At 35.2% G+C, this 24909-nt stretch carries 24 protein-coding genes, 2 tRNA genes and 3 pseudogenes; 15 read left to right on the top strand and 14 right to left on the bottom strand.

The genetic code is table 11. The features are described from left to right. Positions 1-724 precede the first annotated feature (724 nt). A tRNA-Ser gene (locus IGJ49_RS09000) sits at positions 725-812 on the bottom strand. Positions 813-1143: 331 nt separating this feature from the next. Continuing rightward, positions 1144-1710 carry a TetR/AcrR family transcriptional regulator gene (locus IGJ49_RS09005; protein ID WP_023519894.1) on the bottom strand — a complete coding sequence of 189 codons (567 nt, stop codon included), beginning with the start codon at positions 1708-1710 and terminating at the stop codon, positions 1144-1146. 254 nt (positions 1711-1964) lie between these two features. On the opposite strand from IGJ49_RS09005, the gene IGJ49_RS09010 reads away from it, so the two are divergent. From IGJ49_RS09010 to IGJ49_RS09030, 5 genes are all read left to right on the top strand, one after another. Beyond that, entirely contained in the window at positions 1965-3299 is a 1335-nt protein-coding gene (locus IGJ49_RS09010) for a DUF1576 domain-containing protein (protein WP_438723191.1), read from the top strand. Next, positions 3268-3603, top strand: a complete 336-nt coding sequence (locus tag IGJ49_RS09015; RefSeq protein ID WP_023519896.1) for a hypothetical protein — start codon at positions 3268-3270, stop codon at positions 3601-3603. Before IGJ49_RS09010 ends, IGJ49_RS09015 begins: the two co-directional genes overlap by 32 nt. Before the next feature lie 204 nt (positions 3604-3807). Beyond that, positions 3808-4404, top strand: a complete 597-nt coding sequence (locus IGJ49_RS09020; protein WP_010735121.1) for a TVP38/TMEM64 family protein — start codon at positions 3808-3810, stop codon at positions 4402-4404. 101 nt (positions 4405-4505) lie between these two features. Continuing rightward, the gene (locus IGJ49_RS09025) at positions 4506-6305 is read left to right on the top strand and encodes a glycerophosphoryl diester phosphodiesterase membrane domain-containing protein (RefSeq protein ID WP_175401364.1); all 1800 of its coding nucleotides are present in this window, start codon (positions 4506-4508) and stop codon (positions 6303-6305) included. Between the two features lie 598 nt (positions 6306-6903). Continuing rightward, positions 6904-7053: a hypothetical protein gene (locus IGJ49_RS09030; protein WP_010735118.1), complete on the top strand. Its 150-nt coding sequence runs from the start codon at positions 6904-6906 to the stop codon at positions 7051-7053. A 142-nt stretch (positions 7054-7195) separates the two neighbouring features. On the opposite strand, the gene IGJ49_RS09035 is transcribed toward IGJ49_RS09030, so the two are convergent. After that, positions 7196-7585: a phage holin family protein gene (locus IGJ49_RS09035; protein WP_010735117.1), complete on the bottom strand. Its 390-nt coding sequence runs from the start codon at positions 7583-7585 to the stop codon at positions 7196-7198. 316 nt (positions 7586-7901) lie between these two features. Here IGJ49_RS09035 and IGJ49_RS09040 point away from each other — a divergent pair, with 316 nt between their 5' ends. The 3 genes from IGJ49_RS09040 (at position 7902) to IGJ49_RS09050 (ending at position 9392) form a co-directional block, all read left to right on the top strand. Then, on the top strand, positions 7902-8264 hold the full coding sequence (locus tag IGJ49_RS09040; protein WP_010735116.1) for a helix-turn-helix domain-containing protein: 363 nt from the start codon (positions 7902-7904) through the stop codon (positions 8262-8264). Positions 8265-8270: 6 nt separating this feature from the next. Continuing rightward, positions 8271-8699: an ImmA/IrrE family metallo-endopeptidase gene (locus IGJ49_RS09045; protein WP_019722947.1), complete on the top strand. Its 429-nt coding sequence runs from the start codon at positions 8271-8273 to the stop codon at positions 8697-8699. Positions 8700-8951: 252 nt separating this feature from the next. After that, a complete protein-coding gene (locus IGJ49_RS09050) occupies positions 8952-9392 on the top strand; it encodes a nucleoside deaminase (protein ID WP_258866355.1) in 441 nt (146 codons plus the stop codon). A gap of 275 nt (positions 9393-9667) precedes the next feature. Here IGJ49_RS09050 and IGJ49_RS09055 read toward each other — a convergent pair whose 3' ends face one another. Both IGJ49_RS09055 and IGJ49_RS09060 read right to left on the bottom strand, forming a co-directional pair. Further along, entirely contained in the window at positions 9668-9832 is a 165-nt protein-coding gene (locus IGJ49_RS09055; protein ID WP_438723195.1) for a hypothetical protein, read from the bottom strand. Positions 9833-10014: 182 nt separating this feature from the next. After that, positions 10015-10212 (bottom strand): cold-shock protein, encoded by a 198-nt coding sequence (locus IGJ49_RS09060; protein WP_010735111.1) that lies wholly within the window; start codon positions 10210-10212, stop codon positions 10015-10017. Positions 10213-10638: 426 nt separating this feature from the next. On the opposite strand from IGJ49_RS09060, the gene IGJ49_RS09065 reads away from it, so the two are divergent. Then, entirely contained in the window at positions 10639-11130 is a 492-nt protein-coding gene (locus IGJ49_RS09065; protein ID WP_438723198.1) for a hypothetical protein, read from the top strand. Between the two features lie 240 nt (positions 11131-11370). Here IGJ49_RS09065 and IGJ49_RS09070 read toward each other — a convergent pair whose 3' ends face one another. Further along, positions 11371-12798, bottom strand: a complete 1428-nt coding sequence (locus IGJ49_RS09070; RefSeq protein ID WP_371740615.1) for an IS1182 family transposase — start codon at positions 12796-12798, stop codon at positions 11371-11373. Between the two features lie 464 nt (positions 12799-13262). Here IGJ49_RS09070 and IGJ49_RS09075 point away from each other — a divergent pair. Next, positions 13263-13563 (top strand): annotated as a pseudogene (locus IGJ49_RS09075) (DUF5960 family protein). 97 nt (positions 13564-13660) lie between these two features. On the opposite strand, the gene IGJ49_RS09080 reads toward IGJ49_RS09075, so the two are convergent. Beyond that, positions 13661-13734 (bottom strand) — tRNA-Ile (locus tag IGJ49_RS09080). Between the two features lie 462 nt (positions 13735-14196). Here IGJ49_RS09080 and IGJ49_RS09085 point away from each other — a divergent pair. From IGJ49_RS09085 to IGJ49_RS09095, 3 genes and pseudogenes are all read left to right on the top strand, one after another. Further along, a pseudogene (locus IGJ49_RS09085) lies at positions 14197-14618 on the top strand (transposase); the annotation flags it as partial. Between the two features lie 958 nt (positions 14619-15576). Further along, entirely contained in the window at positions 15577-15888 is a 312-nt protein-coding gene (locus tag IGJ49_RS09090; protein WP_438723200.1) for a hypothetical protein, read from the top strand. Between the two features lie 134 nt (positions 15889-16022). Further along, positions 16023-16361: pseudogene (locus IGJ49_RS09095) on the top strand (transposase); the annotation flags it as partial. Between the two features lie 138 nt (positions 16362-16499). Here IGJ49_RS09095 and IGJ49_RS09100 read toward each other — a convergent pair. Together IGJ49_RS09100 and IGJ49_RS09105 are read right to left on the bottom strand one after the other, a co-directional pair. Further along, a complete protein-coding gene (locus tag IGJ49_RS09100) occupies positions 16500-16793 on the bottom strand; it encodes a hypothetical protein (RefSeq protein WP_438723201.1) in 294 nt (97 codons plus the stop codon). Positions 16794-16950: 157 nt separating this feature from the next. Further along, entirely contained in the window at positions 16951-17310 is a 360-nt protein-coding gene (locus tag IGJ49_RS09105; protein WP_438723202.1) for a hypothetical protein, read from the bottom strand. 34 nt (positions 17311-17344) lie between these two features. On the opposite strand from IGJ49_RS09105, the gene IGJ49_RS09110 reads away from it, so the two are divergent. Continuing rightward, positions 17345-17785, top strand: coding sequence for a tyrosine-type recombinase/integrase (locus IGJ49_RS09110; RefSeq protein WP_438723204.1), 441 nt, complete (start codon positions 17345-17347; stop codon positions 17783-17785). A gap of 105 nt (positions 17786-17890) precedes the next feature. On the opposite strand, the gene IGJ49_RS09115 is transcribed toward IGJ49_RS09110, so the two are convergent. Together IGJ49_RS09115 and gdhA are read right to left on the bottom strand one after the other, a co-directional pair. Further along, a complete protein-coding gene (locus IGJ49_RS09115; RefSeq protein ID WP_019722952.1) occupies positions 17891-19237 on the bottom strand; it encodes a glucose-6-phosphate isomerase in 1347 nt (448 codons plus the stop codon). A 111-nt stretch (positions 19238-19348) separates the two neighbouring features. Beyond that, entirely contained in the window at positions 19349-20698 is a 1350-nt protein-coding gene (gdhA, locus tag IGJ49_RS09120) for an NADP-specific glutamate dehydrogenase (protein WP_023519903.1), read from the bottom strand. A 112-nt stretch (positions 20699-20810) separates the two neighbouring features. Between gdhA and IGJ49_RS09125 the strand changes: the two genes are divergently transcribed. Beyond that, positions 20811-22070 (top strand): NAD(P)/FAD-dependent oxidoreductase, encoded by a 1260-nt coding sequence (locus tag IGJ49_RS09125; RefSeq protein ID WP_010735106.1) that lies wholly within the window; start codon positions 20811-20813, stop codon positions 22068-22070. Between the two features lie 113 nt (positions 22071-22183). Here the strand turns inward: IGJ49_RS09125 and ybaK are convergent, their stop codons facing one another. From ybaK to IGJ49_RS09140, 3 genes are read right to left on the bottom strand one after another with little or no spacing between them, the layout of a single operon-like run. Then, positions 22184-22669, bottom strand: coding sequence for a Cys-tRNA(Pro) deacylase (gene ybaK / locus IGJ49_RS09130; RefSeq protein WP_224434865.1), 486 nt, complete (start codon positions 22667-22669; stop codon positions 22184-22186). A gap of 20 nt (positions 22670-22689) precedes the next feature. Then, entirely contained in the window at positions 22690-23445 is a 756-nt protein-coding gene (aroD, locus tag IGJ49_RS09135) for a type I 3-dehydroquinate dehydratase (protein WP_023519905.1), read from the bottom strand. Between the two features lie 16 nt (positions 23446-23461). Beyond that, complete coding sequence (locus tag IGJ49_RS09140; protein ID WP_438723207.1) at positions 23462-24631, bottom strand: class I SAM-dependent rRNA methyltransferase; 1170 nt, start codon at positions 24629-24631, stop codon at positions 23462-23464. Positions 24632-24909 lie beyond the last annotated feature (278 nt).

A 24909-nucleotide genomic window follows, 5' to 3' on the forward strand; every position in this document is an offset into this window, starting at 1 on the left:
TTTAGATTTTTGCGCTTATCTTCTTGTAAATAAAATTTTTTATTGCTCAGGATAGGAAGCTAATGATTGCCCCATTACGAGGAACAAAGAGCAAGAACTTGAGATTCAATCATAAAAAAATCAAAATTAGCAATCACTACTTTTATAAGAATTTTTTTTACATCCTTTTTATTGCAAGAGTATTTTAAAACAACCTCTTCCATCATAGCGAAAAAATAATCCTCATGTTCACTCAACCTTCCCGTATAATTTAAGTATCAACGAGCAAGACGTTGAAATAAATCAGGATGGTAGATATAGATGGCAATTTATTATTTTAACAAAAAAACAGATGCGCGAGGAAATCACGAAGTCCACGTGATCTCATGTACGCATTGTCCAGAGGATGTACTTTTTATTGGCGTATTTTCTACATGTGAAGAAGCCCTACATAAAGCAAGCACAACCCACACATCCAAAAGTTTCGATGGATGTCGCTACTGTTGCAAAGACTGCCATAACGGTTGACTTTCAAGGGATAGCTAGGCTGTCCCTTGTTGTTTCTTTCTTTTTACAGAGATCTTTCTTTATACATAAAATAGACCGTGTTTGTAAATTTACAAATCACATGAGATGAGTATGTAAAATTATAAAAGGAGTACCAAAAGGGGAGTCAAAGAATAATTTAAGATAAAAATTCAACAAAAAAGACACGACCTAAATCGTGTCTAACCGTTGGTATATAAGGAAGGTACGGGATTTGAACCCGTGCACCACATTTCTGCGGCTCGCCGGATTTCGAGTCCGGTGCATTACCACTCTGCCAACCTTCCATGCCTACTATTTTTAATCTTTTTTCTACAAATGTCAAGAGGTATTATGCACTCCAGTTCATCTTATTTGTTTTGTAAACTGGTCATTTAAATACCATAACTGTTATGTTTAAATCCGAAAACACTTTTCAAATTACAGGATTGGAATAAAATAGCTTACGGGACATTCGTCTTCTCGCACCACCAAAAAACGAATAAACGGCGTTAACAGTAGAAGTAACCTCTTCGAAAAAATAAGGCGCCATCCACAAAAATTTGAAGAACATTTTTCGTAGATGGCGTCTTATTTCTAGAGGCTAAACACTTCTGTCTCGACCTCATGCTGTTGTAATTAGCGTATTTTTTCTGGATTTTCAATTGCAAGTACAGAATCGACCGTCGTTTTGATGATCGAAATGATTTGCTCTTCAGTCGGATGCATAATACTAGAAGACATCAATGAAGCAATACCAGTGATGGTTACCCAAGTACCAGTATGAAGCGCATCAATATACTCTTCCGATAAATCTTTATAGCGGGCGTCCTCTTTTAATAACTTGCGGAAATAATTATAAGAAAAATCATGCATCTTTTGACCATTTCCATGCTCATCGATATATAAAGCCATATAAAGGCTATGGTTTTTCTTAGCGAAATAAATATAATTCAATCCTAAATCAATGATTTTATCGCCTGTACGCTCTACAGGAAACACTTCTTCTTCTAACTGTTGGAAGATGACATCTAATAGCGTATTTTTTAAATCTTCCATATTTTTGAACTCTAAGTAAATCGGTTGGGTAGATATCCCCATCTTCTTCGCGATATTTCGTGCAGTGAAACCTTTAAATCCTTCTTTAGCAACAACTTCATATGCAGCTTTCAGAATTTGATCCTTCGTATAGACTTTTCTTCTCATAATAAACTCCCCCACTTCATGCTACAGTCTCTGTTCTTTTATTTTAACCGATATTGATCAATTTTTGCAAATAATATACCTAAATTGTTATATTTTAAAGCATATATGTGTTTTTTTATTGATTTTCTCAATTTTCTAAATATTTTTTTGCGTAATTTGTTTCCCCTTACAATTTTTGATTTTGTGTTGAATTTAAGTTGACCTAAAGTTTTCTTTCAAGTTATAGTTAAATAAAAAGGAAAAGAAGGTGTGTAATGAAGAATAAAAGTGACGTTATTTATATTCATCCTAAAAAAAGAATCATTTCTCAAAGGAAAAACTATTTTTACCTTATTTTTACAGGCGTGTTTTTTTTGATTATTGGATTGCTTAGCGATTCTTTATCAAATAACCTCGTGGGATTAATGGTCATCATGACCTCCCCCAGTAATCTTTTGACCGACTATATTGCTTTAGGTGGATTTGGAAGCGCATTTATGAATGTAGGCTTACTTACACTCTCTTCTGTGTTACTCGCCTATCGCCATAAAGTCATGTTGAATGGTGCAATGTTTGCTTCCATATTGACTGTCGCGGGTTTTTCATTCTTTGGGAAAAATCTATACAATTCCATCTCCATTATCCTCGGTGTTTATTTATATGCCTATTTTATGCACAAACCATTTTCTCAATATGTAATGATTGGCTTATTTGGTAGTGCACTCTCCCCTGTTGTCAGCTATATTACATTCGGGATGGGTTTACCAATCCTTCAAGGTGCTTTCCTGGGTAATTTAGCCGGTTTGATCGTTGGCTTTTTATTGCCGATCCTAGCTGTTCAGACTCTGACCTTTCATCGTGGTTTTACACTTTATAATATTGGTTTTACTTCAGGGTTGATTGCTATGTTGGTGACAGGTATCCTTCGACAATTTAGTTATTCGATCGAAGTACATTCGATTCTTTCGACTGATTACCACCATGAATTGACTTGGATCATTTTTTTATTCTTTTTATCACCCGCTGTTTGTGGCTTCTTCTTTAATGCCTTCAAATTGAAAGGATTACGTGAAATCTTTGAGTCTTCTGGAAAACTTACAACAGATTTCATCGGCACATCAGGTATCGGCGCCACCTTGATCAATATGGGCTTGGTTGGCTTGTTATTGATGTCTTACGTCTTGCTGATCGGTGGTGTGCTAAATGGACCTGTGGTGGGAGGAATCATCTCAGTGGCTGGTTTCAGCTCATTTGGAAGTCATGTTAAAAATTGTTTTCCGATTTTGATTGGTATCTACATTGCCTCAATATTAGGGACGATGCATGATATGACCGAAACAACCATGCTCGTAGCTGCGATTTTCGGTACAGGGCTTGCCCCGATCAGTGGATTTTATGGCGGCATTTATGGAGTGATTGCAGGCTTTTTACATATTACTCTTGTCCATAATCTCAGTACATTACACGGAGGATTGAATCTATATAATAGTGGGTTTTCAACGGGATTTATTGCTGGTATACTAGTGCCTATCCTAGAAAATTTTACGTTTACCGGGAGGGGAAAGAACGCACATGGAAATGGAAAAAGAACTATCAAAGAGGATCATTGATGAATTTCTCACGTATTTTTACGAACACGAGATCAATGAGATTCGTATTGGCTTAGAATATACAGATGAAGGACTGTATATCGAATTTCAAGGAACAACGAAAAATCCGCCAAAAGATTTGAATACATTGGCCTCACTGTTGAATACACCTAGAGATCCTAGTATGGAGATCTATTACCACGAGTTGCTAGGTACCCCTTCTCATGGCCAAGAATCCTATCGATTACTTGGGAATCTGATCGATGATGTGGAAATCATGTATGATTCGCCAATTTTGAACATCAAGATTTTTCGCCGGATTTAAATGTGAAATAGCCATGATCCTTTTATAGATCATAAAATTAAGTAAATAAGACTCTAGATGGATGTTTTATTTTGTTCCATCCTCTATACTTGGTTTGAACTTACAAAATTGTTTGTTGTTTCTCACTTGAAATAGTGGCGCGCAGTTGCGCTTTTCAGGTAAAATACAATTATCAGATGAAAACCTCGAAGGAGTTGACTAGGGATGAACGTTGCAGTATCACGTAAATTAATGAATATTATATCGATCATCGGTATTGGTTTTTCAATTGCACTCACGATTTATTTTATTAATCTAGGCGTCTTTAAAGATTTGAACGCATTAAGAGGTCTTGTAGGTGATTCAATTATTTTAGGACCGATAATCTTTATCTTGATCCAAATACTGCAAGTCGTTATACCGATCATTCCTGGAGGGATCAGCACCGCAGCAGGTGTCCTGATTTTTGGTCCTTACGCTGGCTTTATCTATAATTATGTTGGTATTTGTATCGGTTCGATCATTATTTTCCTATTAGGTAGAAAATATGGAAAACCATTTATCCTGTCGATGATTAGTGATAAAACATATGACAAATATATTGGTTGGTTAGAAAACCAAAGTCGTTTTGAAAAGCTTTTCGCGCTAGCGATCTTCTTACCAGTAGCACCAGACGATGCCTTGTGTTTAATGGCTGGCTTGACAAATATCTCAGTCAAAAAATACACGTTGATTATTTTGATTGCTAAACCCTTATCGATCTTTTTGTACAGCATGGCATTGATTTATGGTGGTAACTTCCTGACTGGCTTGTTAGGATGATTTCTTAATAGATACACTGTGAGTACTGCAATGAAAGATTCCTGCAGTACTCCTTTTTTATGTTTTTTGCGCTATAATGTTAGGAGTAGGTGATAATAATGATCGTTTATTTAAAACGAAGTTTAGGAAATGCTTGGGACTTCCTGAAAGGAACACAAGCTTATTTTCGTGATGTAGTTCTGATGCATGGGTTTATTTTGTTTATTTGTTTGCCTTTGCTTGGTAGTATGACACGCTTGATTTTACAACGTGGGTCGATCGATTATCTTTCAACGGATAATATCCCCACACTGATTTCGCAACATCCAGGAGTTTTCTTCTCCTTGATCGCTGTCTTATTGTTGATTTTGCTCTTAGTCTATTTTGAGTTTACTTTTTTGCTAATGAGTGTTTATTTCATCAAAAAACAAGAACCAATTTCATTAAAGCAATTATTGCAGTTGACCATCCGACAAATAAAAAAAGTTCGTCCGATGATTTTTTTATTTTTCTTAGCTTACTTTTTTTTGATTTTACCGATCAGTGGATTAAGTTTTAATTCGGACTTACTTTCTAAAATAAAAATTCCTGCATTTATTATGGATTTTATTTTCACTAACCGCTGGATCATCGTAAGTTCTTTTCTACTTGTCTATGTCTTCCTCGGTTATATCGGGATTCGTTTAATCTTTGCATTACCTGAAATGATTTTAAGAGATCGCCCTTTTCGTGAAGCGATCCGTGAGAGTTGGCGTTTGACCAAAGCACGTTTTTTTGCGATTTCAGGTCAATTTTTAGTGATCAGTGGTACGATTTTATTGATTTCAACAATCAGTTACTTGGCGATCTTGTCAGGTCAGATCTTTGTTGAGGAATATTTCTCCGATTACTCATTGATTAGTGCTGTTTTTGCCATGACACTCTTACAAGGCGTTCTTTTGTTCAATATTGTGATGTCTACCGTCGGAATTTTTTACGTCATTGTAGACTTTATGGATGATGAAGGTTTCTTACCAGATATTCCCAGCTGGTTCTCTTCACAAGAAGTGCCCAAAAAACACACAGCTTTAAAAAATACTGCGTTTACTTTATTTGCTGTTTTCTTCGGTGTCGGTGTTTGTATTTACAATATGAATTACCTGACATCTGCTTCTGAAACAAAACCTCTAACGATTTCCCATCGTGGCGTTAGCTTAGGAAACAGCGCACAAAATACGATTGCTGCACTAGAAAAGACGAGCAAAGATTATCATCCAGATTATGTAGAAATGGACATCCAAGAAACCAAAGATGGTCAATTCGTGGTCATGCATGATTTCAATTTAAGAAATTTGACTGGAGTCAATAAAGCACCGCAAGACCTAACTTTAGCAGAACTGGAAAAATTGACTGTGACTGAAAATGGTGCCAAAGAGCCATTGGTTTCATTCGATACGTATTTAAACCGAGCAAATGAACTGAACCAAAAATTATTGATCGAAATCAAAACGACTCGAAAAGACTCGGATGATTTAGTTAAAAATTTTGTTAAAAAATACGAAGAAACTATTTTAACACATGGACATATTTTACAAAGTTTGACTTACCAAACAGTGTCAGATTTAAAAGCGGAAAACCCTAATTTTTACGTTGGCTACATTTTGCCTTTTAATCTAGTTGGCCCTCCAGTAACACCTGCCGACTTCTTGACCATGGAGTACAGTACGATCAATCGTAATTTCATTGATTCTGCTCATCAGGATGGCAAAAAAGTCTATGTATGGACACCCAATGAGTCAGACGATATGAGCCGGATGATGTTTTATGGTGTAGATGGTATCATCACAGATGATATGCAAGCGTTGAATGATACGATCAAAGATTCTGAAGGAGAAATTACTTACTCTGACAAGTTATTAAACTTTGTTCTTGGTGTTGGTTAATATAAAAACGTGTTGCTCACTATCCGACCGGATAAGTAAGCAACACGTTTTTTTTAGTTTATCTTTGCTTTGATTCCTTAATAGCTCGAACGACTGCTAAAACAGCAGGGATAGCAGATATAACTGCTAGAAAAATGCTTAGTTTACCAGAATTTTTTCTTTTTTGCATAGCGATTCGCCCCCTTTCTTTTATTATAATGAAGTTTGCGAAATATCTCAAAGCAAGTGTTTGCTCGACGCTTTCAACTTTCACTATTTTGATGCCTGTTTTGCTATTATTTCAGTCATTTCAACCCAAAATATGACAATTTTGTTTGAACATTATCCCCCACTGTTCGTGAGTCCAAACCAAAAAAGAGATACATTAATCTTAAAGAGGTGAATAAAGATGGTCTACATTCAAACTGGTATATTTATTTTATTAATGATTGGATTATTGATGGGAATCTCAGAGAATTAATTTCAAGTAAACTAGCAACAGCTATCTTATAGCACATTGATTGCCCAAATATTAGAATGGTGCTAAACTTAAGGTGTATTCGGAAGTTTTATGAAAAATTTCATGAATACACAAATACCGATGAAAGGAGAAATATCTATGACATTCACAAAAACAAGCATCAGCTATCGTGTAGCATTTGATAGCTCAACGAATCGCTTCATGGCAATCGATGCAATGAACGAACAACACATCGCTTATGGGATCACCATTGAGCAAGCAGTAAAAGCGCTACACGAATCTAACTAAGGAGTGTTCCCTTTTCATGTCAGCTGATAATTCTATAGAGAATTAAAAGACGTTTTTGGCTAAACGAGCCATAGAAACGTCTTTTTTGTTTGCTCCAAATAAGAAGAATATCCTAGCAGCACTTTTAAGAAAATCCTATCGATCATTTTTTGTACTTCCCCTGCTCCTCTGAGAAATCACGCCATTTTTTCAAACGTACTTTAACAAAATCAGGTACAGGTATTCCTAGTTTCCTTAGATTTTCAATAACGGACAAACCATAGATCGCACAATACGAAAAAACCAAAGCAATACCAATTGCTTCAAAACCTGTAATTTTGAGATAGGGATAAGCAATCAAAACAATAAGTAAAATCAACAAATATTTGATTACATCTTTTACCACAGAACGTTTGAACCGTTTCTTTTTTCCTGTTTTCAGACAGATACCACTAATAAAATCAAGACACAGAATCAATACAAAAATTTGAATGTACACATTACTTACAAGATTTCTAAACTCATTCAATACCACATCATTCTCTACAATCATTTTGCTCACCCTTCACTGTCTGGAATACCTAACCTTTGTTTGATCTTACCTATTCCGACAGACTACTTCAATTTGATTACAATTCAATGTTCATCATCTTTGACACAAAATAACTTTTAAGCTATTATAAAGTCAACAGAAATCATAAGAATACGCTTTATCTTAAGCATGCTCTATTGAAATAACTTTTAAGTAACTGTATTCTTAACTTTTCGAACAATTGAATCAGTGTATAAGCAAACTATAATAGCTTAAAAGCTAATTGTCAACCATAATGACTTTTATGCTATTTAAATATCAAGAAAGGTGGTTCCTTATGACACTAGTTGCGCGAATCAAACAATTAGCAGAAGAAAAAAAAGTAACCTTTGCTGAAGTCGAACGTGCCGTAGGAATCTCTAATGGCCAGATCCGAAGATGGGATCGTGTTTCACCCAAGTCGGAAAATTTAAAAAAAGTAGCGGATTATTTTGGAGTAACAACTGATTTCTTATTGGGCAGCAACCAAGCGCCAAAATGGGCAAATAAAGATGATTTATTTGAGTTAGACAAAATGCTCAATTCAAATGTCAATATGGCGTATGGTGGAGAAACATTGACAGAACAAGAAAAGCAACGTGTGAAAGATGTATTGACGGGGCTTTTCTGGGAATTTCGAAAACGTGGCAAAGAGAAGTGAGCATATATGGAGATGGATATTATCAAACTAGTAAGCGAACTGAAGCGTACCTATGATACCGCCAATCCTTTTGTGATTGCTGAAAAATTAGGAATAGAAATCAGATATGTTTCTTTTCTCGATAATCCAAAAGGACAGTTTCAAGAACTATTAGGCTCCCCTATTATTTTATTGAACAACTCACTGAAAGAATCAGAAGAACGTTTTTACATTTGTGCCCATGAACTTGGACACGCTTTGTTCCATCGAGAAATATCTAGTTACTATGTATCCTCTAGAAATTCAAGAAGCAAGTCTGAAAGCGAAGCTAACTGCTTTGCTTCGAACTTGATCGTTTCCTTGTACAAAGAAGATACGGAAACCTACCCAAGAGAAGTGGAAGAACTGACAAGACTTTATGGTCTTCCAGAGAGTTGTTATCGGTTTTTGATTTAATACAGAATAAGCTACAGGTCTTTTTTCTCAAAGTCTTGTAGTTTTATATTTTTTCTATAAAAGACAAAATAATAGATTTTACAAAAAGTATAATTCGATATAATATGACTACCTTCGTTGGGACAAATCATTTTTATTAAAAATAGTAAGCGATTTGCTTACTGTTTTTTTCTTCATCACCAATTCTGCTTTTTTCTTTCATCAACAAAAAATATGTTACAATAACTTTATAAAATTTCAGGAGAATGTACTATGAATTTTCATCCTCAAAAAAGTATCATGCATAAATTGATTCAGTTACAAAGGCAAGACCATTCCATCGTTGCTGCTGTTGTAGACAACAAAAATATGATTGTATCCATCGGAAAAACTACTGTCTTAGATGATCATGATCCCACTTCTCATGCTGAAGTAAACGCCGTCAGAAGTGCGTGCGAACAATTAAAAACACATATATTACCTGAGGGATATTGGTTATATAGCACTTTTGAACCATGTCCTTTGTGTAGCTCAGTGATTATTTGGGCGGGTATAGATGGAGTAGTCTATTCGAATAATCCAACTTACCGAGGTAAAGAAGAAAACTGGTCTTTCATTTCTTGCGAAGAGGTTCTTAAAAAAGGCTCTTACATTCACGATGTTTCATTGATCAAAGACTTTATGATTGATGATATTAAAGATTATTTTACTTAATTATTGTAGTTTAATAAATAGTTAAGTAAAATTTTGTCTCGGATTTATTCGTTTTAAATCTAAAAAATAATAAAACCTTATGACAAGTTTATATTATACTTTTCCTATTAAATTCTTTTCTATCACCTGCACCAACTGCCCAAACCAACCATTTCCTTTAGTTACTTCCCAATATCCCAATTTTTCATATAGCTCTTCATGTTATGTTTTTATATAAACTTCACTAAAACCTATTTCCCATAATAGATGTTCACTTATTTAAACTAACTTCTGGCTCAAATGCTTTCCTTGATATGTTGATGTGACAAAATAGTTAAAATATCAAACGTATATCCATTTGTGTCGCTAATATCTTCTTCTATACGAGTCCAAAATCCCACACCTTTGTCTCTTTCTTTTGCGCTGATCACTGATTCCCAATCTACAAATTTTTTCTTCATTTCTCCACTATCCACTATATAGTTTGCTGTTTTCCAATCAAAGTGATTAATATAGTTAGCACCTATTAGTCAGATGGAATATCTATTTGTCAAGATCAAGTAGTCCATATAGTTTTCCTCTTAGGACTTTTTAATAACAAAAAACCATCTCACAAGGAGATGGTTCAAAGTCGTCTATTGAATTATTTATTGATATTTACTGCTTGTGGTCCACGTTGACCATCTTCAATATCATAAGTAACTGCTTGACCTTCATCTAAAGTCTTAAAGCCTTCACCTTGGATGGCTGAAAAATGTGCAAATACATCTTGTCCATCTTCACCAGTGATAAATCCAAAACCTTTGTCTGAGTTAAACCATTTTACTGTACCGTTATTCATATATATTTCCTCCTATTACTTAAATCATACGTGTTTTATTGCAATTAACATTACTTGGTAAAAGGAGTTTTTATAGTGTGAATATATCGCTCAGATTACGTTTCAAATTAGATTACTTGTTTAATATAGCACGTATCAGCTAAGAACACAAATAATAACTCTCGCACAACTTAATTAGAGTTTATGCTATCTATCTTTAGTCAAAACAAGTTTAATGTAAGTTATTATTATCACCATGTATATATTTTTATTATAAATATTTTTCTCTGATGAATAATATCCTTAGTAACCACACTTATTTTATACCGTTAATTATAATAGCTTAATTCAAGATTATGAGTATGATAATAGTAATTTGGATGGCTTATCTTTTTTACAATATATATTTGAAGTGTACGATAAATAATATATATGGGAGAAATTATAATGAAAAAAATTGTTTTTATTGGTATGGTAACTAGTCTTCTTTTACTTGCTGCTTATGAGACAACTACCTCAAAAAATACAGAGTCAGATATCCAATCTATAAGTTCAATGAATGAAGAAAGTTCGTCTCAAGAAAATTCATCGGTATTTAAACATTCACAAATTCAAGAGGTTATAAATTCTACTCAATCATCTGAGGTAACAACGAAATCAACGGATGCTTCTTCGCCTCTTATAGGTAATGCAATAACCTCTCAGGAACGAGCAATGCAAGTACTTATCAGTGATTCTCCTGAATTACAAAATGAGGATATTGTGCTTGCTTTCTATGAAATGATTGAATCAGACTATCTATTCAATGCACAAAGTCAATCAATTCTTGAACAAGGAGGATCAGGATCGGTAGGTTTTTATCGAGTATCTAAGGAAGGAATGATCACACTAACTGATGCAAATGGAAACACAGTTTTATTGTTTAACAAAAAAATTTAGTAGGCTTTTTTTGTCGATCAACCTTGATAATACTATACTACCTCCATAAATATTTTCTCACTCCATTTATACTTGGTGGTAAAGAAATATCTATCCCCAAGATATATGCTCACCTCTCTCTCCTTGTCAAAGAACATGCTGTAAGTAAATCAGATAATTTTTTAAATACTCAAGATAAGTAAGCATTTGGTCAAGTGGTCCAATTTACATGCAGAAAAGACAGCCAATAATTGGCTGCCTTCAGACTGTAGACAAAAAGGAGTGGCTTAATTGCCAACTCCTTTTTATTAGTCTTTGTAGAAATTTGAAATAAAAAGCCATAGGCTTTTTTGCTTTCCATAGCCATGAGGCTAGTTTTTTTAAATTCATGGCAGCAAACGTAAGCATCGTGTGCGTGGCGACTTTTTCGAGACCTCGATATTTTGTCCAACGCATACCATGCTTTTCTTTTGCATCTGCAAATATTCGTTCAATAGTTTGTTTTCTCTTTTTATAAATTTCTCTATTCAACGCCGTATGGCGTTGGTGTTCAAGTTCATCCATAAGATCCGCCCAAACATGTCGAGTTACTATTTTTTGATGTTTTGTACTCAAAGTACAGTTTTTAAGTAATGGACAACTCCTACAGAATTTTGGATTTGATTTATAGGTTCGATAACCATCACGAGTGATAGTTGAAAATAACAACGGTTGATTATTGGGACATAAATAGCAGTCAAAATAGGCATCATAAACAAAGTCTTTTTTACGAAACATTCCTTTTACTCCATGAGGTACAGTATATGGAAGAATCGGGTAGAGTTTCAAGTGTGACAGAAAATGAACAAATTTAGGCGTCTTATATCCTGCATCAGCGACAACACGCTTTATATTTGGAAAAGCTCTTTTCGACTGTTTGACCAGATCGATTGCGACTTGGCTGTCATGTACATTTCCTGGTGTGATTAATGTAGATAAGATAAAACCATTATCTTCACAGGAAGTATGCGCGGAATAAGCAAATTGTTTTTCTCGTTCACCTTTAACATAGTAACCACTTTCTGGATCTGAATGACTTATTTTTTGAAGACTCAACTCACTTTCTGTGTCCCATGTAAAAGGACGTTTTCCTACAGCAATACGTTCTTTATTTATTTCATCTTCTAATTCATCTTGATAAGCTTTAGCTTGACCGTAGGTCATTTCTTTTGTGAACTTATGTTTATTGGCATTTGCCTTAATATGAGTAGAATCAATATAAAGGTTGTCTTCCGTAACGAAGCCAGCTTTTACAGCTTGTTCTAGAATATGAGAGAAAATGTCTTCAAATAAAGTTGTTTCTCTAAATCTTCGAACATAGTTTTTACCAAAAGTAGAGAAATGCGGGATAGGATCCTCGAATGAATAACCTAAAAACCAACGATAAGCAACATTTGTTTCAACGTCTTTAATGGTCTGTCTCATCGAACGGATACCAAATAAATATTGGATAAATACTAATTTAATTAAGACCACTGGATCAATACTGGGACGACCATGGGTCGAATACGTAGATTCTACAATGGGATAAATGAAATCAAACTGAATCGCAGCATCAATCTTTCGAACTAAGTGATCTTTAGGTACAAGATCATCAATTGTTAACATAGCAAATTGATTTCTACCTTCAATCGATTGTTTTCTCATCATTAGAATCACTCCCAGAATAGTTTATACAATGAGTATAAAACAAAAAAACTGCAAACAACACTCCAAATTTAGGAGTTTGTCTACAGTCTGAAGACAGCCAATAATTGGCTGCCTTTTCTGCATGTAGTACCACTAACATAAAATGGTGCCTACATGTTTAGTCGTTTTCATTACTAAGAATCTTCTCTAATCCCCATCTTACAGGCGTTCGTTCAACTCTTTCGCAAGGTCTTCAAACCCTGGTTTACCTAGTAAAGCGAACATATTTTTCTTGTGAGAACTACCCTTTTCATTTGTTTTACAGTTGTCTGAACACTGATAAATCAGGGTTTGCCGCTATTTTTATTTTTACATACTTTACAACAATTTTAATGATTGGGTACCAGTTTGGGTACAGATAAATATATCTTTTTTTACTTTACATAAAGAACACATATTCGTATACTATTTTCGAGGTGAACATTATGTTAATGGAAGGAAAGACACAATTATGGTTCATAATATGATCCTTCGAATAGATTTGTCAAAGATTTTTATAAAGTATGGGATTCCGAAGTTTTCTTTTTAGCAATTGAAGATAGCTTATTAATAAATCTCTACTATTCCAATAAGAACTACTTTAAAATCCCTGCTGCAAAAACTAGAATGAAGAAAGATGTATATTTTTTGTTTGATATCGTGACTGACGTGCCGGACGCACGGAGCGATCATCGGCGTTATGACTATATAAAGTATACTTTCGTTGATCCTGAAAGGTATAAATAAAAAGCCACTCAAATGAGTAGCAATGAAAAATAAACATTGATTTGTATGATATCCTTCAAAAAAATTCTAGCATAGAACTAACTAAATTACTATAGTATATACCCTGTAGGGTTCAAACCTACGACCGGACGGTTATGAGCCATCTGCTCTGACCTACTGAGCTAAGGGTATAGGTTGTTGCCACTATTTATTTGCTTATTCACTAAGAAAGAGTCGGTGGCAACAAACCTGTTATCGCATAAATTATAGTTAGCATTAGTTTAACTAAGAGAGATAATGGTTAGATGCGATAACACAATTATTTTATCACAAGGAAATAATTATTTGTTTTATATTTTTTCAGAAAAAAAGAATTATTTTAACATGATGAAGAAAGCTTCATTAATATGTTTTCTTACAAGAGAACTGTAGCATGTTTGACATAAAATTGATAAGTATACTTTTGTGGAACCAGAAAGGTATAAAGATAAATATAAAGTAACAAAATAATTGCTTTTCAAAAAAAGCTCAGTATAAACTAAAGCTCAGTATAAACTGAGCTTTCAGAATGTAAACAAACTCCTAAATTTGGAGTGTTGTTTGCAGTTTTTTTGTTTTATACTCATTGTATAAACTATTTTGGGAATGATTTTAATGATAAGAAAACAATCGATTGAAGGTAGAAATCAATTTGCTATGTTAACAATTAATGATTTTGTGCCTAAAGATCACTTAGTTCGAAAGATTGACGCTGCGATTCAGTTCGATTTCATTTATCCCATTGTAGAATTTATGTATTCGACCTATGGTCGTCCCAGTATTGATCCAATGGTCTTAATTAAGTTAAATATTTATTTGGGATTCGTTCGATGCGTCAGACCATTAAAGAAGTTGAAACAAACCTAGCTTATCGTTGGTTTCTTGGACTTAGTTTAATTGAAAAAGTTCCTCACTTTTCGACTTTTGGTAAAAACTATGCACGGCGTTTCAGAGAAACTAATTTGTTTGAACAGATATTTATCATTATTCTTGAACAAGCAGTTGATGCTAGATTTATTCATGAAGCCATTTTATATCAAAAACAATTGGAAGAAGAAATTAATGAGGTAAGAATTGCCGAAGGCAAACGCCCTTTTTGTTCAATCATTTGTCAGGAGGTGGTAGAAAGGAAAATTAGTGTCGCAGAGAAGCGATTATTATGTAAAAAAAGAACGAAAAAAACAGTGTGCTTATTCTACTCATACCGTTTGCGCTGAAAATGGTTTTGTATTAGATATCATGATTACGTCTGGAACTCTACATGACAGCCGAATGCACGTGCCACAAATCGAACGTGTTAAATGGCGTGTTTTCTCCTTTTATGTAGGTCTTCATCTCTTTTATTATACAAAAATAGACAAAAGTATCAGTCTACACTCTTAGTAAAGAGGAAACTAATGCTTTTGTCTACAGTCTAGCTCACGCTATCGTTTTAAGTAAATGATGACTGAAACAGCTATCGTCGAAGGACTATTAAGCTATAATTCCATATTAAAGCTGTCTTATTGACACCTGATAACCCTTTCTATATAACTAACAAAAATATAGGTAAAAACCTTAGCTATACAGCTTCCTGAGTGGTTTCATAAGAAACTCACTTTCTTCAATATAGAAAAAGAAGCGACCGAAGAGTATTTCTGGTTCGATTGATTTTCGACGAACTTCTTTCAATTTGAACTCACCAACACTACTTGTCGAACAGAAAAAAATGATAGAATAAATTTCAATCAATCGTAGAAATGAGAAAACTAGTAAATAAAGGATTAAATTGAGATTACGCATCTCAATTAGCAATTATATAGAATGAACAGATTTTACAGATAGGCAAATTCAAGATAATACAACAATAAATAGATGTTTTATTATTGCATTATTAATTAAGTGTGGATATTTAGAAGCAACTTTCTTAAAAAAAATAAATAAATGATAAAAATATTTTTTTTAACTAAAATGAATATATACTTATAGAAAATTAAATCTTATGGAGGGATATCTATGAACCGACTTAATTTTTTCGCTAAATTGTTTAAACGTATAAACACTATGCCACCGTCAACTGTAAAAGTTAAAGATATGTTTTATATACAAAACCCCAGTGATCGAGGGACATTCCAAAAAGTTCAAAAAGAAGCTCTACTTGTCCAACAAAAGATGTCTGGTATTCCAACTGTAAAAACTCCTTATCCCGGAAGAAGCGGATGTGAGGGCAAATCTTTACAAGAACTACTAGTAAGATTTGCTCCCCAAAATACTCCAAAAAGTAATTTACCAATCAGTCGTCCTAGACAAAATAACATAGAATTATAATAAAAAGTCTAACTTTTTTGGGGGGGGGGAGAGAAATCTCCCCTCAGATTGTAGACAAACTCCCAAATTTGGAGTGTTGTTTGCGGTTTTTTTGTTTTGTACTCATTGTATAAACTATTTTGGGAGTGATTTTAATGATGAGAAAACAATCGATTGAAGGTAGAAATCAATTTGCTATGTTAACAATTGATGATCTTGTTCCTAAAGATCACTTAGTTCGAAAGATTGACGCTGCGATTCAGTTCGATTTCATTTATCCCATTGTAGAATCTACGTATTCGACCTATAGTCGTCCCAGTGTTGATCCAGTGGTCTTAATTAAATTAGTATTTATACAATATTTATTTGGGATTCGTTCGATGAGACCGACCATTAAAGACGTTGAAACAAATGTTGCTTATCGTTGTTTTTTAGGTGATTCATTTGAGGATCCTATCCCGAATTTCTCTACTTTTGGTAAAAACTATGTTCGAATTTTACTTCAAGTTCATTTTCTTCTTCAGAATACCAATCAGAAAAATCAACATCATTTTTAACTTTAAATATTGATTCACTAATAATATTTTTAACTAATCTTAAATTACTTAATTGAGTTTCTTTTTTTTACCCATTTATACTGCAGACTCACAATATAATTTTCCATTTAAACTAAGCTTTACAAAAGAAAAACTATTATTTTTAGATTTATCTTTATCTACGTAATCTTCAAATGACATATTGACTTTTATATCATTTGAACTGCTATTTTTAATCCTATTTTTTTCTAAAGGTAGGAAAAAATCGTCAGTTTTATTATAAGTATATTCATCCTCAATTATTCCGAAAGCAAAAAATATTTCACGTACTGAGTCTTCTGTAACCCAATTTTTTTCCTCATCTATACTTGAATTGATTTTTATAGACATATTATAAACACTCTTCCTCTAGTAAATCTATCTTATCTTTATTTCTTATACATAATTCCAATCCATTCGGAACATAAGAAACAAGTTTTCTGTCTTCTTCTGTTTCCTCACACGGCGTGAATGTCCACATCAGAACTGAAGAAATTGTTTTATTTTCTCATCTAGCTAATTCATTAATAAAATTTTCTATAACTAACCCATCAATAACATACTGATTATATGTATTACTGGGTTTGCCAAATTGTTCATTTATAATTTTGATGTGTTGTAAAAAAACATTCCTAAATGCCTGGAATTTATCTCTTACATCTTTTTCCTCAAAATCTAAAATTTCATCTTCTTCAGAATTAGAAATAACTTTCATTACTGTATAATCAGACTGACATTTTGAAATAAATTTTTCAGATAATTCCTTTGTATACACAAACGAATAAAAAATCTGCGTAACAAATATATCGATGTAAACAAGTAAAGTATATATAGCTGAAAGTAAATTAAATTCCGGACAAATAACCATTGACAATCCCAAGACTATAAGTAGTAGCCGTAAGATGATTATGACCGATCGAGCGCAACAAGGTTTTATGGATTTTTATAATTATTTTTACAATACCTCAGCCACACTTCCTATTACTAAACAAGTAGATGATTTCGTTTTTATATTTACTACTGGAAACTCCAAAGGAAATATTATTCGTAGTCGTAGTACAAATGGAGCAAGCGATAGAATTGCTAAGAAAGCAAGTTTGCCTAGAATAAAAGTACATGATGGCAGACATACTTACGCAGTGACTCTCCGAAAAGCTGATGTCCCTCTAGAAGACATAAAAGAATTATTACAACCCAAAGATATTTCTACCACTCAAATCTATGCCCAAGTATCTACCGAAGTGATTGAACGCGCAACAAATAAATTCAATGATTACATCAATAATCAACATCGAAAAGTTTCTGGGCAAATTATCTCATTACCAAAAAAAGGATGGCTATAATAAACCATCCTTTCATTTTGGGTACCTAAATGGGTACTAGTTTTTATTTCAAAAACCTACAAGTTTTGGGTACTATTTTATAAAAACTACCTAGAAACCCTTATTTTAAAGGCGTTCGTTCAATTCTTTCGCAAGGTCTTCAAACCCTGGTTTGCCTAGTAAAGCAAACATGTTTTTCTTGTAAGCTTCTACTCCTGGTTGGTCGAATGGGTTGATGCCATTCAAGTAACCTGAAATGCCGACAGCAATTTCAAAGAAGTACATTGTGTAACCTAATGTGTAAGCATCCATTGTAGGGATTTTAACTAATAGGTTTGGTACATCGCCGTCTGTATGAGCTAATAATGTACCTTCAAAAGCTTTTGTATTTACAAAGTCAATTTCTTTTCCTTGTAAATAACCAAGTCCGTCCAAGTCTTCTGCTTGTTCAGGAATTGTAATTGATTTACGTGGTTTTTCAACTTTTACGATTGTTTCGAAGATATTGCGACGTCCTTCTTGGATGTATTGTCCAAGTGAGTGCAAGTCTGTTGAGAAGTTTGCACTTGAAGGGTAGATTCCTTTTTGGTCTTTACCTTCTGATTCGCCGAATAATTGTTTCCACCACTCAGAGAAGTATTGCATTCCTGGTTCGTAGTTGATCAACAATTCAGTAACTTTGCCTTTACGGTAAAGAATATTACGCATTGCTGCATATTGGTAAGCTTCGTTTTCTTCAAGTTTGTCGCTTGAATAAGCTTTGCTTGCATCGGCAGCACCTTGCATCAAGGCATCGATATCTGCTCCGCTTGCGGCGATAGGTAGCAAACCAACTGCTGTCAATACAGAGAAACGTCCACCGACGTCATCAGGAATCACAAATGTTTCCCATCCTTCTGCGTCTGCTTCTACTTTAACAGCCCCTTTTGCTTTATCTGTTGTAGCGTAGATGCGTTTGTTTGCTTCTTCTTGACCATATTTTTTAACAAGTAATTCTTTGAATACACGGAATGCAATGGCTGGCTCAGTCGTTGTTCCTGATTTTGAAATGACATTTACTGAGAAGTCACGGTCGCCGATCACTTCGATCAAGTCAGCAAGATAAGTTGAGCTGATTGAGTTTCCAGCGAAGAAAATTTGTGGTGTTTGGCGTTTGTCGCTTCCCAACAAGTTGTAGAAGGTATGTTGTAAGAAATCGATTGCTGCACGAGCACCTAAATAAGAACCACCGATACCGATGACCACAAGGACTTCAGAATCAGATTGGATTTTCTTAGCAGCAGCTTTAATACGAGCAAATTCTTCTTTGTCGTAGTTCGTAGGTAGGTCGATCCATCCTCGGAAATCGCTACCTGCGCCAGTTCCTTCTCGTAATAATTTGTCTGCAGCAGTAACTTGACTCTGCATATAGCCTAACTCATGTTCATTGACAAATGGTGCAACTTTTGAATAGTCAAAATGAATGTGTGCCATTTTTGTTCCTCCTTAAAAGTTTCAATCTACAGATATACTTTACGTTTTTTTTTATTATTTTTCAAGCAAATATGCGAGAAGCTTCTAATATTTGCAAGAAACTTCCATTTTTTAGACTAAACCTTGCATAGCCATTACTTTTGCGACTTTTTCAAAACCTGCCACATTAGCACCAAGCAAAAGATTTTTTTCGTTGCTAAATTCTTTGGCAGTTTGACGACATGTTTGATAGATCGTTGCCATGATCTCATCAAGTTGCGCATCAACTTGGCTGCTTTCCCACACCAATCGTTGTGAATTTTGGCTCATTTCTAGCGCAGATACAGCTACACCACCAGCATTGGCAGCTTTTCCTGGACAATACCAGATGTCTGCTTTTTCATAGACTGAAACAGCATCTAATGTGGATGGCATGTTCGCACCTTCTGCGACGATCTTCACGCCATTTTCTACAAGGATCTCTGCCAATTGTCCGTCGATTTCATTTTGCGTTGCACAAGGTAAAGCAATATCAGCCGCTTGTTTCAAAGTCCAAACCGATTCATTTGCGTGGTATTCAGCTGATGAGCGTTCTTTGACGTATTCTGTTAAGCGGGCTCTTTTGACTTCTTTCAATTCTTTTAATAGATCAAGATCGATACCTTCTGGGTCATAGATATAGCCACCTGAATCAGAACAAGTAACCACTTTCCCTCCTAATTCATGGACTTTTTCGATTGCATAGATTGCCACATTCCCACTGCCTGAAACCATCACTGTTTTGTCAGCAAATGAATCTTGTTCTTCGTTCAATAAGTGTTTCACATAATAAACTAAGCCATAACCTGTTGCTTCTGTTCGGATCTTACTTCCCCAGAAATCTAAAGGTTTCCCTGTCAAAACGCCTGCATCATATTGTTTCAGTCGTTTATAGGCACCATACATATAGCCGATCTCACGAGCACCTACACCGATGTCGCCTGCCGGTACATCAATTGAAGGTCCGATATGTTTTGCCAGTTCCAACATGAAACTTTGACAAAAGCGCATGATTTCATTATCCGATTTTCCTTTTGGATCAAAATCACTTCCGCCTTTACCGCCACCGATTGGTAGGCCTGTCAGGCTGTTCTTGAAAATTTGTTCAAATGCTAAGAATTTTAAAATACTCAAATTGACACTTGGATGAAAACGTAAGCCACCTTTATATGGTCCGATGGCTGAATTGTATTGGATTCGGTACCCACGATTCACTTGCCAGTTTCCTTGATCATCTTGCCAAGGAACACGGAATTGGATCACTCGTTCTGGTTCTACTAAAATCCCTAGAATATTTTTTTCAATGTATTCTGGATTTTTTTCTAAAAATTGGATGACCGTAGGCATAAATTCATCGACCGCTTGCAGAAACTCGATTTGGCCGTCATCTTTTTGGTGAAGTTTTTCTTGTATCGCTTGTACGTATTCTTTTGCATTTGACATAGGTTCACGCTCCTTTATTCATCTGACTTTATTTTAGCTTATTTCAATCATAGGTCAAAACATTTTCTGCGAATCGTCTTCAAATATGCTACACTCTCTGTGAGGTGAGAAAATGGAAAAAACTTATGACGTGATTGTTGTTGGCGCAGGAACAAGTGGCATGATGGCTGCAATCAGTGCAGCCGAGTATGGTGCCAGTGTCTTGTTGATCGAAAAAAATAAAAAAGCAGGTAAAAAATTATTGATGACTGGTGGCGGTCGATGTAATGTCACAAATAATCGCCCTGTTGATGATTTGATTGCGCATATCCCAGGAAATGGTAAATTTTTATATAGTACGTTTTCTCAATACAACAATTTTGACATCATGGAATTCTTTGAAACACAAGGGGTTCACTTAAAAGAAGAAGATCATGGACGAATGTTTCCAGTGACTAATAAATCTAAAACGATCATTGAAGCACTGGTTCATCGTCTGAATGAATTGAACGTCACGATGTTTTTTGGTGAACGTGTAGAAAAATTGATCCATAAGGACAACCAAATCTATGGTGTGCGTACTGAATTTGATGAATTTAAAGCAAAATGCGTCATTTTGACGACTGGTGGACGCACCTATCCTTCTACTGGTGCAACGGGTGATGGGTATAAATTGGTCAAAAAAGTAGGCCACACGATCACACCACTTTATGCAACAGAGTCTCCTTTGATTTCTGAGGAATCATTTATTGCGGATAAAGTGTTGCAAGGTCTTTCTTTACAAGATATCACGTTACGTGTCTTGAACCAAAAAGGAAAAGTGATCACGGAACACACGATGGATCTTTTATTTACCCATTTTGGGATCTCTGGACCAGCAGCTTTAAGGTGTTCCAGCTTCATCAACAATGAACTACAAAAAACGCAGGCACCTGTAACTGTTTCTTTAGATTGCTTCCCGACGAAATCAGTCGAAGAACTGATACAGGAGTTAGTGGAACTAAGTAAGGAATCGAAAAAGAATTTGATCAATGCGTGGCGTGGTTTTCTACCTGAACGTCTACTCCAATTTTATCTTGAACGTCTAGAAATGACCGAACTAACTGGTAGCCAAACAACCGAAAAACAAATCCAAGAATTTGCTGAATTATGTAAAAACTTTGAGCTATTGATCCATAAGACATTTCCCATCGAGAAATCTTTTGTTACTGGTGGTGGCGTTTCATTAAAAGAAGTCAATCCAAAAACCATGGAAAGTAAAGTATTGAACGGATTGTTTTTTGGCGGTGAATTACTTGATGTAAATGGGTATACAGGTGGCTTTAATATCACGGCAGCTTTTGCTACGGGGCGTGTTTCAGGGATGCACGCAGCCATGCAAAGTCAATGGTAAGAGACAAAAAAGCAAAACATTGCTTGAATGAAACATCCATGAAAGGCAACGCGTGTCGTTCGCCTTTCATGGATCGATCTTTCAGCATTTGTTTTGCTTTTTGTTTGTGGTTTTTAAATTTTGATATCGACAAATGTTGCATTGGTCAACTCAGCGATTGCTTCTGGAGCAAGTTCCATTTGCAATCCGCGCTTTCCAGCAGAAATAATGATCTGGTCATATTCTTTTGCCTGTTCTTCAATAAATGTTGGGAATAATTTTTTCATACCAATTGGTGAACAGCCACCTCGAATATATCCGGTCGTTTTTTCCAAGTCCTTGAGATGGAGCATTTCTACTTTTTTATTGCCGGAGACTTTTGCTAGTTTTTTTAAATCAAGTTCAGTGCTTCCAGGGATAACGGCAACGATCGGACCTATGTTATTCCCCACTGCTACTAATGTTTTAAAAATTCGTGATTCACTTCCTGGCAACTGAGCAGCAACGGATGAGGCACTGATATGTGCTTCATCCCAAGCATATTCATGTTCTGTATAAGCAATCTTTTTTTGTTCTACCATACGTATAGCATTCGTTTTTACTGGTTTCTTCTTTGCCAAAATCTTCACCTTCGTCTAGCTTAATTTTCATTGAGTAAACTAATGATTTGTTTTAATTCTTTAACTGGTAATTGGCCAGGTGCAGAAGCTCGTGTCGCATCTAACGCACCGAAAGTGATGGCTGAACCTGTCACGTTGCCTGCAAGTCGAGAGACCATGCCAAGCTCACCCATTGACATAGTGATTAGAGGCATTGACACAAACGCATGTGCACGACGAGTCAATTCCATCATCCGTAAAACATCACGTTCATTATTTGGCATCACAGCAATTTTGCCGATACTTGCACCAAAATGTTCCATCATATTCAAACGATACAGCAAGACCGGATCTGCTGGTGTTTCTTTAAAATCGTGACTACTGATGACCAGTGGGATCTGGCGGCGGTGGATATCATGGAGCAGATCCTTTTCCATACTTTCGATTTTGAACAACTCAATATCTAGCATTTCCACTAATTCTGTGTCGATCAAAAATTTATACAGATCGTGATAGTCTTTGATTGAAATATCTTGCGTTCCACCTTCTTCTAAGGTTCGAAAAGTCAAAAGCAATGGAAGTCTTTCTAACATTTCATAGATCAGTACTAACGTTTCCTTTAGTTGTTCTTTGTTGAAGACATCCTGATAACAATCAAGACGCCATTCAGCCAAATCAGCACCGGCTTCCCTCGCCAGGATTGCTTCTCTCAGAAGTTCTTCGCGAGTTGTACCAGTCAAGGGCGCACAGACTTTTGGACGTCCAGTACCAAATCTTACTCCTTTTACTTGAAACATTTACTTCACGCCCTCTCTATTTTTTTATTTCATAAACAAATACCTTTAAATAATTTCCTTCTGGGAAAGAATCAATGGTTTGAAAATCATCAGGCAAACGATAAACACCGCTGATTTGGTATTCATACTCTGCAGAGATTAGTTCATCTTCGATCATTGCTTGAAATTGATCAATCGACACATTGGCTGCATTTGTTGAGGCAATCAGGATTCCTTCATCGGCTAAGATCGACAAGCTATCTTTCACTAATTCACCATAATTTTTGGCTACACGAAAGACTTTTTTCTTGTTCCGAGCAAAACTTGGAGGGTCCAAAACGATTACATCATAAGAGAAACCTTTACGTTGGGCATATTTAAAGTATTCAAAAACATCCATGACGATGATTTTATGGGCATCCGGTGTCAACCCGTTGACCTCAAATTGTTCACGAGTTTTTTTCAAACTTCGTTTTGCTAGATCGACACTTGTCGTTTCTGTTGCCCCACCCATAGCAGCAGCTACAGAAAAAGCACCGGTATAGCTAAACATATTCAGTACTGATTTCCCTAAAGCTAAGCCATCGATCAATGCCCCTCTGACTTCTTTTTGATCAAGGAAAATTCCTGTCATCAGACCTTCATTCAAATAAGTGGCATAAGTCACTCCATTTTCTTGGACAAGTAGTGGTTCTTTGGCCTCTTCTCCAGTCACATGCTGGCTCTCCGGTAATCGTGTTGTTTCAAAGCGGATTTTTTCGTAGATTCCGACAATTTCAGGATAAGCAGCTTGAAAAGCTTTTAATAAAACTTCACGAGCCAAATATAAGGTTTCATTGTACCAAGAAAAGACAGCAAAGCTATCGTAGTAGTCAATGATCAAACCACCGATCCCATCCCCTTCTCCATTGAACAAACGAAAAGCTGTTGTCTGCTCATCATTAAAATAGCTTGTCCTTTTTTCTTTAGCTGTCAGAAATTTTACTTCAAAAAATGATTGATCAAATGGTTCATCCTTTTGACTGAGTACCCAACCAATCCCTTTGTTTTGTTTTCCTAAATAGCCTTTTCCTAAAAATTTTCCTTGCTGATCAATTAACTCTACCCATTCCGTCGTTTTTTTCATTTGGAATAGATCTTCTTCTTGGATCAATGGATAGCCTTTTAAAAATTTTTTGACTGCTCTTTTTTTTATTGTTAGTTTCATTGGCTCACCTGCTTTTTCATTCTCCCTTTTAGTATAACAAAAAACACGCTTCTTGTCTTAGAGATTCCTTGTCTTATAGGTAGTTTCCCTTAGAAAAGAGCTAAAATAAAAACTCCTTATCTCCCACTAAAACGAAATGCACAGTGTTCCGAAAGTAGCTCCTTCAGAAAAAAATTTGAAAAACGACAATTTGAAGAATGATTTCCGATTTTCCATGATGATTTCTCAGTACTGCGCACTTTTGTCCTCCCTATTCATGTGTAGATTTTTGTACAAAA

Origin of the sequence: Enterococcus sp. AZ171 (assembly GCF_051714005.1) — a bacterium.
Classification (GTDB): domain Bacteria; phylum Bacillota; class Bacilli; order Lactobacillales; family Enterococcaceae; genus Enterococcus_B; species Enterococcus_B pernyi.